General features: G+C 70.5%; 9 protein-coding genes and 4 tRNA genes. 5 read left to right on the forward strand and 8 right to left on the reverse strand.

All coding sequences use genetic code 11. The features are described from left to right. Positions 1-146 precede the first annotated feature (146 nt). The 6 genes from AB7J25_RS12510 to AB7J25_RS12535 form a co-directional block, all read right to left on the reverse strand. The gene (locus tag AB7J25_RS12510) at positions 147-2,978 is read right to left on the reverse strand and encodes a BTAD domain-containing putative transcriptional regulator (protein WP_428508387.1); all 2,832 of its coding nucleotides are present in this window, start codon (positions 2,976-2,978) and stop codon (positions 147-149) included. Between the two features lie 392 nt (positions 2,979-3,370). After that, positions 3,371-3,751: a UTP--glucose-1-phosphate uridylyltransferase gene (locus AB7J25_RS12515; RefSeq protein ID WP_428508389.1), complete on the reverse strand. Its 381-nt coding sequence runs from the start codon at positions 3,749-3,751 to the stop codon at positions 3,371-3,373. A 142-nt stretch (positions 3,752-3,893) separates the two neighbouring features. After that, positions 3,894-4,289 carry a hypothetical protein gene (locus AB7J25_RS12520; RefSeq protein WP_428508391.1) on the reverse strand — a complete coding sequence of 132 codons (396 nt, stop codon included), beginning with the start codon at positions 4,287-4,289 and terminating at the stop codon, positions 3,894-3,896. Between the two features lie 276 nt (positions 4,290-4,565). After that, positions 4,566-6,344, reverse strand: coding sequence for a helix-turn-helix domain-containing protein (locus AB7J25_RS12525; protein WP_428508393.1), 1,779 nt, complete (start codon positions 6,342-6,344; stop codon positions 4,566-4,568). Positions 6,345-6,932: 588 nt separating this feature from the next. Further along, a complete protein-coding gene (locus AB7J25_RS12530) occupies positions 6,933-7,904 on the reverse strand; it encodes a PDR/VanB family oxidoreductase (RefSeq protein ID WP_428508395.1) in 972 nt (323 codons plus the stop codon). A 5-nt stretch (positions 7,905-7,909) separates the two neighbouring features. Further along, entirely contained in the window at positions 7,910-9,316 is a 1,407-nt protein-coding gene (locus AB7J25_RS12535) for a Rieske 2Fe-2S domain-containing protein (protein ID WP_428508397.1), read from the reverse strand. Positions 9,317-10,230: 914 nt separating this feature from the next. Here AB7J25_RS12535 and AB7J25_RS12540 point away from each other — a divergent pair. Then, the gene (locus tag AB7J25_RS12540; protein WP_428508399.1) at positions 10,231-10,743 is read left to right on the forward strand and encodes a site-specific integrase; all 513 of its coding nucleotides are present in this window, start codon (positions 10,231-10,233) and stop codon (positions 10,741-10,743) included. A 96-nt stretch (positions 10,744-10,839) separates the two neighbouring features. Here the strand turns inward: AB7J25_RS12540 and AB7J25_RS12545 are convergent. Further along, positions 10,840-10,911 (reverse strand) — tRNA-Val (locus tag AB7J25_RS12545). A gap of 242 nt (positions 10,912-11,153) precedes the next feature. Here AB7J25_RS12545 and AB7J25_RS12550 point away from each other — a divergent pair. From AB7J25_RS12550 to AB7J25_RS12565, 4 genes are all read left to right on the forward strand, one after another. Then, positions 11,154-11,585 (forward strand): SsgA family sporulation/cell division regulator, encoded by a 432-nt coding sequence (locus AB7J25_RS12550; RefSeq protein ID WP_428508401.1) that lies wholly within the window; start codon positions 11,154-11,156, stop codon positions 11,583-11,585. A 112-nt stretch (positions 11,586-11,697) separates the two neighbouring features. Beyond that, a tRNA-Gly gene (locus AB7J25_RS12555) sits at positions 11,698-11,770 on the forward strand. 64 nt (positions 11,771-11,834) lie between these two features. Beyond that, positions 11,835-11,906, forward strand: a tRNA-Cys gene (locus AB7J25_RS12560). Between the two features lies 1 nt (position 11,907). Beyond that, positions 11,908-11,982: transfer RNA gene (locus tag AB7J25_RS12565), tRNA-Val, on the forward strand. A 167-nt stretch (positions 11,983-12,149) separates the two neighbouring features. Here AB7J25_RS12565 and AB7J25_RS12570 read toward each other — a convergent pair. Then, a complete protein-coding gene (locus tag AB7J25_RS12570; RefSeq protein WP_428508403.1) occupies positions 12,150-13,100 on the reverse strand; it encodes an alpha/beta hydrolase in 951 nt (316 codons plus the stop codon). Positions 13,101-13,146: the final 46 nt, after the last annotated feature.

Below are 13,146 nucleotides of genomic sequence, written 5' to 3' on the forward strand. Positions count from 1 at the left end.
CATCAGTCCTGGCTCGCGGCGAGGTCGGGACACGCCGACGGCGACGTGCGTGATCGCGGGCAGCGTCGCTGGCGTGGTCATGGCAACCGCCGGAGGGCCGTGGGGCCGATGCCGCCGGCTTGCTCCCTGCCGCGCCCTCCCGATACCTACTCGTCCTCGTCGAGACACGCGGCCAGCTCCGCGAGGGCGGCCTCGACGGCCTCGTCGAGGGCCATCGCCTGCCCACGCTCCCGCTCCGCGGCGAACTCCTCGGGCGTCAGCGAGGCCCGTAACATGGCGGTGGCCTCGTCCACCCAGGCAGCGATGAACGGCGCGGTGAACGTTCCGGTCGCGACGCGGTGCACCTCGGCGGCCGCCAGCAACCGAATCGCCTTCGCGCGCCGGTGGCTGGCCAGCACGAAGCTGCAGGGAATCAGCGCGAAGCACACCCCGCGCGTCACTTGCAGCGCTCCGAATGTCGTCACCGCCTGCGCAACAAGGCGCACCGCGGGCCGCTCATGGCCCAGCCGCTGGAGTGCGTGTCCATGGCTGAGGTCGATCCAGGCCCGCAGCTCGACGTCACCGCGCGGGCCGAGCAGCGCCTCCGCCCCCTCGGCCAGGTCGACGGCGAGCTCCCACCGCGCCTCGGCGAGGGCGACGGTGCTGCGGAAGTAGACCGCCCAGGCACGGGCCCACGGCGCGTCCTCCGCGACCCGCTCGGCCTCCGTCATGAGCTCGCGAGCCTGGGACAGGTCCTCGGCGACGAGCGCTCCGACGCCGGCGAGGCCCAGCGCGCGCGACGTGACGGTGGGGTCGCCGCACGCCCGTCCGAGCTCGATGGCGGCCGTGCAGGCGGCCTCGCCGCCCTGGTAGTCCCCGGCCAGGACAGCCAGCACGGCGTCGGCGAACAACCCCCACCCGCGCACCGCGTCCGGCATCGATCGATCGTCGGCGAGCGCGCGGCCGAGCCAGGTACGGCCCTCCTGGTAGCGTGCGTGCAGCTCCCACAGCTTGTATGCCGATCCGGCGATCACGGCCGCGGTCTCGTGGTCGCCGCTGGTCAGCGCCCAGTCCATCGCCGCCCGCAGGTTGCCGTCCTCCGTCTCCAGCCGGTCCAGCCAGGCCGGCAGTCGGTCGGTCCGCAGCGCCACCGCCGCCTCGCGCGCCAGGCCGCGATAGAACGCCGCATGCCCGGTGCGGATCGACTCGGCGTCACCGCAACCGGACAGCACGTCGAGGGCGTAGGTGCGCAGCGTCTCCAGCTGCCCGTACCGGTAGGACCACCCCGTCGCGTCGACGGTGACGAGGGACTTGTCGACCAGCCGGGCGAGCAGCTCGACGACGTCGACCTCGAGACCGTCGCTGCAGACCGCCTCGGCGGCGCCGAGGGTGAACCCGCCGGCGAAGACTCCGAGCCGAGCGAACAGTCGCTGCTCGGCCCGGGTGAGCAGCCCAAAGCTCCAGTCGAGCACCGCACGCAGCGTCTGGTGGCGCGGCAGCGCCTCGCGGCTGCCGTGGGAGAGCAACCGGAATCGGTCCTCGAGCCGCGCCACGATCTGGCCGGGGCTGAACACGGTGGTGCGGGCCGCGGCCAGCTCGATCGCCAGCGGCAGCCCGTCGAGCCGCCCGACGATCTCGGCCACCGAGCCCGCGTTGTCGACGGTGAGCCGGAACGCGGCCTGCACGGCCACGGCCCGGTCGGTGAACAGCCGCACGGCGTCCGCCGAGGCGATGTGCCCGAAGTCGGCGTCCGCGGCGGGCACCGGCAGGCCGGGCACGGGGTGCACCACCTCCCCGGTGATGCCCAGCCGCTCCCGGCTGGTGCACAGCACGCGCAATGCCGGGCAGGCAGCCAGTAGGTAGGCGGCCAGCTCGGCGACGCCGTCGAGGAGGTGCTCGCAGCTGTCCAGCACGAGCAGCACCGTCGACTGCCCGAGGTGCGCGGCGATCGCCTCCCGCAGCGCCTGGCGGGGGCGCTCCTGCACCCCGATCCGCGCCGCGACGGTGGCCGCGATCAACCCGGCCTCCGCCACCGCCGCCAGTTCCACGACGTGCAGCCCGTCCGGGAACTTGGCGCGACAGCTGCGGGCGGCCTCCACGGCAAGCCTGCTCTTCCCCGACCCGCCGACCCCGGTGAGCGTCACCAGCCGTGTCTGCGCGAGATCCTTCGCCACCCGGCCGAGCTCGTCGCGGCGGCCGACGAAGCTCGTCAGCGGCGCGGGCAGCTCGGCGCCCCGGTGCGCCGGGCCGAGCAGCTCGGGATCCTGGCGCAGCACGGCCAGGTGCAGGTTCGCCAGCTCCGTTCCGGGGTCGATGCCCAGCTCCTCGCGCAGCACGCGGGCCGCGTCGTCGTACACCGCGAGGGCTGCGCCCTGGCGGCCGTCCCGGTACAGCGCGAGCATGAGCTGGCCGCGGTGCCTCTCGTGCAGCGGATCGGCCGTGACCAACGCCTCCAGCTCCGCGAGGACCTCCCTGTGCCGGCCGGCGAGCAGGTCGGCGTCGATCCGGTCAGCCAAGGCCTGGCGCCGCAGGTGCTCCCAACGGGCGATCTCCACCTGGGCAAAGGGCCGTTCGGCCAGCTCGACCAGCACCGACCCGCGCCAGTCGGCGAGCGCGGCCGACAGCCGCGCCGATGCACCCTCGGCATCCCCATCGGCGAGCGCGCGCCGACCCGCCGCCGCAGCGTCGGCGAAACGGTGGGCATCGATGTCGTCCGGTGTGACGTCGAGCAGGTAGCCCGGGCGTCGGGTCAGGATCAGCTCCGCCTCGGACCCCTCCCGCAAGAGCTTGCGCAGCTCGCTCACCCGCACGTGCAGTATCTCGACGGCCCGCCGCGGCGGCTCGTCCCCCCACATCGCCTCTATCAGCCGCTCCGCCGGCACGACCCGACCCGGCGCGGTCAGCAACGTCGCGAGCAGCACCCGGTGCCGCGGCCCACCCAACGAAACCTCGCCGTCGGGACCGTCCACGGCGACCGGCCCGAGGATCCGGAACAGCATCGACCGACCCCCTCAACCCCCGGCCGCGCATCACGTGCCCGGAAGGCGACGGGAAGGTGACGGGAAGCCCGCCGGCGGACCCTCGACCCCGGACACCCAACGCGCCCAGTGTCCCGGCCGGATCTCCCAGGGGAATCGGCCGAATGCCCGAAACGCAGGACGCCGACCGCAGCATCGGCCAACACCGCCGCAGCGAGGCGAACAGGGTGTCAGAGAACAACGGGTCGGCCGCACCCGCGACCAGCTGTGCGTGGTTGACACCGGCCTCGGCGAGCGTGTCGCGCAAGTCTGCACGATCCCGCCGTCAGCTCGCCCTCGACCGTCGAACGGCCATCCCGAGACGATCACCGACCAGTTCAACCGGCTCGTCGACCGCGCCGGTCTGCCCACGATTACGCTGCAGGACGTCCGGCACACCGGCGAAATCGGTGGCCACCCGCTCCGTGGGTTCCCCACATCACATCCAGAAAGCTCTTGCCCGGCTTGACGTGAAGCAGCGACTTCGCCCCCGACAGGCCCATGCTCGTGCCCAACCCGCCGTTGAGCTTGACCACCACCAGCGCGTCCAGCACCTCACACGCCCGCGCCGCAGAGGGCTCGGCCAGCCCGTCCAACTCGGGAAGATCCTCCAACGGCTCCAGGACGTCACCGGAAAGCCGCCCCGCGTCCGGGTCGTCGAGCTGCTCCAGACGGCGGGTCATCGCCGCCAGCTCGGCGGGCCGGGCACCGGCCACCTGCATCCTGTCCAGCGCGGCGACGACATGATCGGCCATGGGCCAATCTCCTTGTCTGTCCTCGAGAGCCATGGGTCGAGCACGAAGTTGCGGATCGTCGCGCCGCCGCCGGCCCACGCGGAGAACCCGGCGGGCTGTATGCGGATGTCGAGCGGCGTGTGGGGACGTGGGGTTGGCTGCGTCAGCTGACGGCTCCGCCGACCCGCTCACCGGTGCCCGGGTTGAACACGTGCTCCTCGGACTCGCGGATCCTCAGGTAGATCGTCTCGCCTTTCGACGGGGGCCAGCGGGCATCAACCCGGGCGATGAACAGCTTCTCGCCGGGGACGGTGGAGTCGGGGCCCAGGTGCACGTTGCCGTAGGCGTAGGCATCCGACCCCAGCTCCTCGACGACCGTCACCTCGAACGGGAAGCCCTCCTCCTTGCTGACGATCTCGACCGACTCGGGCCGGAACCCGAGCGTTGCCCCTTTAGCCTCCTGCCGGGCCAGCTCCGCGCGGGCGTCGCGGGGGATCGGCACGGTGTAGTCGCCGACGTGCGCGCCGTCCTCGCTCAGCGTGACGTTGACGATGTTCATGGCCGGGGAGCCGATGAACCCGGCGACGAACGTGTTTGCGCGGGCGCTCGTAGAGGTGGCGCGGGGTGTCGCACTGTTGGAGCAGGCCGTCTTTGAGCAGCGCTACCCGGTCGCCCACGCGGGCCGGCGGACGGCGACGCGGCGCTGTGGTGTCCCGGGGCCGGTGAGCTGTCGCCGATCGGTTTCGCCTTCGATCTCCGCGGAGAACCCGACGGCCCGGCGATCGAGGTCGCGGAGGACCGGAGCAACGCCTGTCTTGGCCGTCTTGCGGTCGAACTAGAATCCTGAGTCATCAACACCTTCGCGTGACCGTGCGTCGCGGACAGGGCCGTCCTCGCCCGTCATGGACCGGTCGGCCTCGAGGATGCGCAGCGCGAGGTCAGCCCGTACGCGGTCGTGGTGCTGGGAAAGGTCGAGGCCGGTGAGGTGGCGGATGCGTCCGAGGCGGTAGCGCAGTGTCTTGGGGTGGACGAACAGCAGTCTCGCTGCGGCGCGTTGCGAGCAGTTGGCGTCGAAGTAGAGGCGGAGCGTGCGAAGCAGCGCGCCGTCGGTCTCGCGGTCGTAGGTGATCAGGGGTGCGATCACGTCGTCGACGAAGGTCCGCAGGTCGGGCTCGGTGTCACCGCCCAGCAATACACGGAGGATCCCGAGCTCCTCGTACAGAGCAATGTTCTGCCGGCCGAGGCGGCGTGCCGCGGCGTGCGCCGTTCTCGCCTCGTGCATCGCGGTCGGCAGTTCGACGATGTCATCGTGGGCCTTGCTGACTCCCCAGGTGATACGCAGGTCCGGGAGCTGACGGAGAAGGGCCGCCGCGGTCTCGTCCACCACCTTGCGGACGGCTGCACCGTCGACATCGGCGGCAACGGCGACGAGCAGGTTGCCGCGCATGCCCGAGAGGACGAGATTGCCCGTGCCGCTGGCGGCGCGGACCGTCCGCAGCACCTCCCGGCGGATCCGGTCAGGTCCCGGTATGTCGCCGTAGGCGGGCACGGCGAGCTCCTCGATGTTCTCGATCTGCCCGTGCACGACGCGCAGAGACCTCGTGAGGTTGATCCCGAGCTGGTGCACCCGCGTCCGGGCGGCGAGCCGGTGATCGACCGAGCCCTCCACGAGGTCCCACAGCAGTTGCTCCAGCATCTCGGCGCGGGCGGTGCCAGCAGCCTGCTCACGGAGCAGGGCGAGGGAGCACGCCATCGCGGCGTGGCCGGAGACCGCGTCGATCAGCTCTACCGGATGGGAGCCGCGCACCAGCACGATGTTCCCAGCGCAGCCCCCGTCGACGAGGACCGGCCGGATGCGGAGGGATGTTGGGCGAGCCTGTGCAGGTTCAGGGTGCCGGTGCCCGGGTCGCTGCAGCTTCGCCGGGAGCCGGGAAGCCGATCCGCCAGCATTGTGCGATGTGATCAGCTCGCCTGCGGAGCCGTACACCCCCACCTCACATTCCAGGTCACGGGCGACGATCAGGGCGATCGCGGTCAGCCCTCCGCCGTCGAGCACGGTCGTCAGTACGAGCTGCTGCACCTGCGCCGAGCGGTTGAGGATCGCCATCTGGCGCTGCAGAGCGTCGCGCGCATGCTCCGCCTCGGCGGTGGCGGCGACCTGCTCGTCGTGCAAGCGCGCGTTCTCGATCGCGATCGTCACGAAGTCGGCGAGCGACACCATCTGCCGAACGTCACCAGCCGTGAAGGTCGAGGTGCGCCTCCGCCACACCTCGAGGACGCCGATGAACTCGTCGCGGAGGAACAATGGCACCGCGAGGGCGGAGCGGATTCCTTCGGCGGCGGCGACTGCGACGAAGTCCTGCGGGACCTTCTCGTTGCCGAGGTAGGAATCGACCTTGGTGGGCACACCGGAGACGAACACCGAACCGGCGACTCCCTGCCCGCGTCGCATGACGATGCGTCCGGTCTCGGTCAGCCGGTTGCCGACGCAGGAGCGCATCCGCAGAACGTCTCCCTCGCGCAGCAGCACACCGCAGATGTCTGCGTCGAGGAGTTGCAGGGTCTGCTCGGTGAGTGTGCGGAGGGTGAGGTCAAGGTCGTGGACGGAGAGCAACTGCTGGACGACCGCGCCGATGGCTTGCGTCTCGGCGGCGGCCGCGGCGATCTCGGCCGCCGCAGAGCTCCGGTCCAGTACCAGCGCTAGCCAGGCGCAGCCCAGCCGCAGGAGCTCGCGCCAGCCCGGCTCGAGGATGGCCGCAGGGTCCCAGCACAGGATGACGCGCCCCGCTGGAGCCGTGACCGCGCCGGGGCGCTCGTCCGGGACGGCGGCGCCGTCCGCCGGGAGACTGGCCGTGCCCGTTCCGGGCCCGGCGACCGGGGTCCACCGGTGGCCGGACCACACCGCCACCGTCACGGGCGTACCAATGAGCAGCGCGGCGCGTGCGGCGACGGCCGCAGCCGCCTCGGGGACGTCGTCGGGCAGGGTGGTGAGGAGCGCGACGATCGCCGCGACGCTGCGGCCGTCGGCGTCGGGCTCGGACCTGCCGGGGAGCGCCGGTCCCCAGCCGAGCCGTTCACCTGACATCGTGGGCTCGCTCCCAGCGATCCGGCCGCGGGCGGGTAATCGGCTGCCGGCCACCGAGTCTGCCATCGGGTCGGCCACGGTGGAAGCGTCGGCCCGAGGCCTGCCGGTGGCCGGCCGTCACAGGTCGAGGACGAGCCTACGGGTCAACGACCGCGAGCAGCAGATCGTCATCGAGTGGCCACGCTCCTCGTCGGTCAGCACGAGGTCGCGGTGGTCGGGCGCGCCGTCGAGCCAACCGGTCACGCACGTCCCGCACACCCCCGCCTCGCAGGATGAGTCAACCGCGATGCCCGCTGCGCGGAGGACATCAATGATCGACTCGTGCGGCGCCACCATGAGCCGCCGTTCGCTGGAAGCCAGGACAATCTCGAAGCCGCCGGCCCCGGTCGTGACCGCGCCGCCGTCAAGACCCGGGTTCGTGAAACGCTCGACGTGGACGTGTCCCGGGATCCAGGCTGCGGTCGCCACGCCGACTGCCCGCATCATCCCCTCCGGTCCGCAGCAGTAGAGATGCGTGCCGGGTCCGGGCGTCAGAATCGTGGCGAGATCGATGCTACGAGCTGGGTCCCCACCGTCGTGATGGAGGATCATCCGCTCAGCGGCCAGGCGGAGCAGGCGTTCGTGGAACGCGGTTTGCCCCGGCGACCTCGTGCAGTAGACGAGTGTGTAGCTCGCGGCCAGGGTCGTGAGCCGCTCGACCATCGACATGATCGGCGTGATTCCGATTCCGCCCGCGACGAGCACGTGGTGGCGCGCCGTCTCGTCGAGCGCGAAAGTGTTGCGCGGTGGCGACACTCGCAGCTTGTCCCCGCACCGCACGTCGTGATGCATCGCGTGCGAACCACCGCGGCCACCGTCGACGGCCAGCACGGAAATCTCGTACCGGAGCCGGTCGACGGGCGAGTTGCTCAGTGAGTACTGCCTGACCAGCCCGCCCGGCACCTCGACGTCGACGTGGGAGCCGGCCGTGAACTCCGGCAGTTCGGCTCCGGACGGATCAGCCAGCTCGAAGGTCTTGATCCTCTCGGCCTCCACCGAGACAGCTCGAACGACGAGTTCCAGCCGCTCGGTGGATGCGGTGTACGTCATCGACGTCAGAGCCCGCCGTCGAACTCGTCGAGACGGCTCAGCATGTGGGCCCGGCGCTGCTGTCGCGGCACCTGGTCGGTCTCCTTGAGGATCGCCAGCACCTCGCGGCACGTCGTGGCGATGAGCTCGCGGTCGGCCTCGCCGCCGACGCCCGCGACCCGGACGACGTTGTCGGACGTGTACGTCGAGAGGGTCTCGCCCTCGGCCTTGGCGAGCGGCCGGGTCGAATCGGCGGGAGTCTTCCCGGCGACGGCCTCGCGCAGCAACCGTCGGATGAGATAGACGCCGACATCCGATCGGCCGGGGTTCTCCAGATGGTGCAGCGCGACCGGACGCTGACTCGTCATGGCCTCGTAGTCGCCGGGTGCCCGCTGCTTCTCCTCGTAGGTGCGGTGCCGGGTCTGGCCCTCCAAGAAGTCGATCTTATCGTAGCCGCAGTCCTGCGCGTTGCCGTAGTGCTGCGGGTCGATCTCGTCGTTGAAATGGCGCCATCCCAACACGATCATGTTCTCGTCGTCGACGGGGACCTGCCACCGCGACATCGCGACGGTGGTGTGCCGGAGCTCGGCCGCCGTCGGCACGAGCGAGGCCGTCGCGGCGTAGTTGGGGAGAGCCAGCTCGGTGGTCCGGACCCAGACGCGGTCCGGTGCGACCCGGCGCCCGGCCGTGAAGAGCATGCCGTTGCCGTCCCGCGTGGTGTGCCACTCGATGACGGGCATCTCGCGGAAGCCCTCACCGAGGTTCATGCCCGCGGCCAGAGCCGCGTCGAGGCCATCGACAGTCATGTTGTTGTGCAGTACGGCGGAGTGGAAATGATCGATCAGATTCTCGAAGACCTGTAGCCAGTTGCATTCGTACAGGTTCGAGAACGGAACGAGTCGAGTGCCCTCCGGAATGGTGTAGGAATCATATTCGGCGAAGTCGGGCTTCTCGCTGGGCGGGCCAAAGTATCCGAACACTATCCCGTCGCGCTCGAACGCAGGGTATGCGCCGTGGAAGACGGTCTCCTTGATACGGCTGCCGGCCGGTTCGCACGGCGTCTCGAGGATCCGGCCGTCAACGTCGTATAGCCAGCCGTGGTAGCAGCACCGGATCCCGCGCTGCTGGACGATGCCGAATTCGAGAGACGTCCCGCGGTGGCTACAGTGCGGGAAGAGCAGGCCGACCTGGCCGCTGCGATCGCGGAAGGCGACCAGCCGCTCGTGCAGGATCTGCACGACCTTGGGCACGTCGGTCAACTCCTCCGACAGGCACACGGGCTGCCAGAACCGCCGCATGTACTCCCCCATCGGACTGCCCGGACCTGCGTGCGTCACGATGCGCTCCGCTGCGGAGACCTCGTTGTCGTCGCGGCGGTAGTAGCCGCCGTAGGGGATTCTCGAGGATTCCTTTGCATTGGTACCGGCAGACATGTCCGCCCCTTCTCGAGAGTTGTCGGCGCGTTGGTCGGGTGCGGTGGATCCTCCCGGGCAGCGACGAGGCGAACAACGTAGCCGGTAGACAAAGAGTCGAGCAGGCTCTTGTCTCCGTGAGCCCGCCTCGATCGCCTCATCCCCGAACTGAAGAAGCGCAGCGCGGTGAACTCCGACTCGATCCAGTTCAGCCAGGACGCGTGGGTCGGGGTGAACACCAGGTCCATGTCATCTCGACGACCACCGCGCCGAACGCGCCGCGTTCGTTCGGCAACTCCTCACCAAGACCAGCTGGATCGTCCCGCGCGACCGCTTCCACTCCTGGCTCAACGACCTCCCGAAGGGGGCCTGACCATGTCGAACATCTCCAAGACCCCCGCCGGGACCTATCGCGCGAACTGGCGCGAGCCGTCGGGCCGGCTGCGGGCCGAGACCTTCCGCACGAAGAAGGAGGCGGCCCGCTTGGCCGCTCGCGAAGATCGACCATCTCACCGTGCAGGAGTGGGTGACCGGCCTCGGGGCGCGCCGCTCCCCCGCCATCGTCGCCGAGTGCCACCGCGTCACCGCTGCGGTGCTACGGCTGGCCGTCCGGAATCGGATCATCGCCGTCAACCCGTGCGAGAACGTCCTGCTGCCGAAGCGGCGCAAGCGCGACCACGACGACCAGGTCATCAGCCGTGACGATCTCCGTGGCCGGCTGGTGCCGGTGGTCCCGCTGCGGTACCGCGCCCTCGTCGCCACGACGGCCGGTACCGGCCTGCGCTGCGGTGAGGCGGCCGGCCTGTGCCTGGACGCTCTCGACCTCGACCCTCGGCAGCGCCGGATGATCCGCACTGTCGTGGAGGTCAGCGGCACACCGCGTTCAAGCCGTTCCCCAAGAGCGCCGCCGGCCGCCGGACCGTGCCACTCCCGGCGTGGCTCCTGCCGATCCTCACCGAGCACTTCGTCACGTTCCCGAACGGCGACCACGGCCTCCTGTTCGGCAACTCGGTCGGCGAGCCACTGCGTCGGACGCTCTTCCGCTCCCGGGTCTGGCGGCCGGCCCTCGTCCGCACCGGTCTGCTCGGGCCGCTCACCGTCGTCGACGAGCACACGGTCCGGGCCGGCTGGACCGACGCGGATGGCACACCCACGCGAAGGAGTTCCCGACCGAGCGCGAAGCCGTTCAGCACATCGCGCGTTCGGCAGCCGGCGGACTGCGGTTCCACGACCTCCGCCACTCCTACGCCACCTGGCTCGTGGACGACGGCGAGCCGCCCAACATGGTCCAGCGCGTCATGGGCCACGAACGCTCAGCGACCACGCTGGACCTCTACACCCGCCGCACCAACAACGCCGACCGCATCCTCGAAGCCCTCAACGACCACGACGACCCGGGCGACGACGACCCCGACGACGGCGCCGCGGGCGTCCCGGCTCCGATCTGATCGCCTGCTCCGGAAATGCTCCGGATGCGGCCCCGACAACGACGAACGGCCTAGTCTCCGGGCTCGCGATGAGCCTCTGACCAGGCCGTTCGGTTGTGGGCGATACTGGGATCGAACCAGTGACCTCTTCGGTGTGAACGAAGCGCTCTCCCCCTGAGCTAATCGCCCGTGCGGATCCGAACCCTACAGGACCGACCCCCTCCTGCGCCCGGGGGCCCCGGAGCGCACGCCACGTCCGCGAACGGCCGGTCGCCGCAGCGTCGCACACCGCCCGTGCAGGCCGTTGGGCCGTCGGGGTGACACACAAACTTCTCGGTGGGAAGTACCGGATCGGCCGTCACATCCACGCGTCCGGGTCGTTTTTCCGCATGACGATCCACGCGGCACCATTTCCGAAAGAGGACGTACTGATGCGCGACGAGCACACGGTCATCTGCTCCCCGGCGGTCTTCGAGCTGATCGCCCCGGATGCCCAGCCCGTGCCCGTCAAGGTCGAGCTCACCTACTCGAGCCGCGACCCGTATGCGGTGCAGGCCACGTTCCGTACCGGCCAGGGCTCGGCCGTCGACTGGGTCTTCGCTCGCGACCTCCTGGCGGACGGTCTGATCGCCGCTGCGGGCAGCGGTGACGTGCGGGTGCAGCCGATGCCGACGGACCCCGACAAGGTCGAGCTGGAGCTCACCTCGCCGTCCGGGCACGCGCTCTTCACGACCTGCAGGCACACCCTCGGAGAGTTCCTGAACCGCACGTACCGGGCGGTTCCGGCGAGCACCGAGTACAGCTGGCTCGACTTCGACATGGCGCTGTCGGAGCTGCTCGACAACGACCGGGCGCGCGACTGACCTGGTCAGGGCGCGGCCCTGGAGGGTCGGCGCCCGTCGAGGGGGGTCGCGTGGCCGCCCGCGGCAAGGGTGCTAAGGTTCCACATGTCACCGCAGCGGGAACGCTGCACACGCGGACGTAGCGCAGCTGGTAGCGCATCACCTTGCCAAGGTGAGGGTCGCGGGTTCGAATCCCGTCGTCCGCTCGGAGGAAGTACGGATCTTCGCCGGGCCTCCACACCGATTCGCCGGGATTGTTCCGGCAATGTCGGCGGAGTGGCCGAGTGGCTTAGGCAAGGGCCTGCAAAGCCCTGTACGCGGGTTCGATTCCCGCCTCCGCCTCGGGCGATTAGCTCAGTGGGAGAGCGCTTCCTTGACACGGAAGAGGTCACTGGTTCAATCCCAGTATCGCCCACCAACCGACCGGCCCGGTCAGAAGCTCCGAACGGAGCGGACGACCGGGCCGTTTCGCTTTCCCGGCGGGGCGAAGTCATCGGGAGGTCATCCGACCGGGCCGGCGGTGCCGGTGGCGCGGCGCGGGCACCCGCCGGGTGGGTGCCCGCGCGACACGCTGTGTAGCCGGCCTCAGGCGAGAGCCCGCCGGAGGGCGTCGATCCGGGTGGCCCAGATCCGCTTCGTGAGCGTCGCATCGGGCGCGAACGTCTCGCTGGCGTGGTAGCTGCCCGGGTTGACGTGGAGTTCGCAGGGAACGCCTGCCTGCATGAGTCGCTGGGCGAAGGCGATGTCCTCGTCACGGAACATGTCGACGGTGCCGACGTCGATGTAGGTCGGGGGCAGGCCGGACAGGTCGGTGGCGCGTGCGGGTGCCGCGTACTGGTCGGCCTCCTTGCCGCCGAGGTACCAGGCCCACGCCTCGATGTTCCCCGCGCGGTCCCAGATCCCGACGTCCGTGATCTCCTGCGACGCGGCGGTGGTGTTGGTGTCGTCGATCATCGGGTAGATCGGCATGAGGAAGCGCAGCGCGGGACCGCCACGGTCCCGGGCCAGCAGCGCGGTGCCGAGCACGAGCCCGCCGCCGGCGCTGCCGCCGTACAGGGCGATGCGGTCGGGATCGATCCCCAGCTCGTCGACGTTCTTCGTCATCCAGAGCAGCCCCGCGTAGCAGTCCTCGACCGGCGCCGGGTGCGGGTTCTCGGGGGCGAGGCGGTACTCGACCGAGACCACGACGGCGCCCAGGGCGTCGCAGAGCATGGTGGCGACGGGGTCCTCCCCCGCGATCGTGCCGAGGATCATGCCGCCGCCGTGGACGAAGTAGACGCCGGCCAGCGGCCCGGAGGCGTCGCGCGGCCGGTAGACGCGCACGGCGACATCCGGGTCGCCGTCCGGCCCGGGGACGGTGCGGTCCTCCTTGAGGACGTTCGGGTTCTCGGGCACCTCCATCGCCGCCAGCATCTGGTCGACGGTGGCGCGGCGGGCGACGATGTCGGGGATGGCGTTGAACCCGCCGGGCAAGGCCTCGAGCAGGGCGTCGAGCGGAACGCGGGACTCCGGGTCGATCAGGTCACGGCGGGACATGCGTACTCCAAACCTTCTCGGGGCGCAGGGAGGGCTTCCTGCGATG

The sequence above is a fragment of the Pseudonocardia sp. genome, assembly GCF_050246655.1.
In the GTDB taxonomy this organism is placed as follows: Bacteria; Actinomycetota; Actinomycetes; order Mycobacteriales; family Pseudonocardiaceae; genus Pseudonocardia.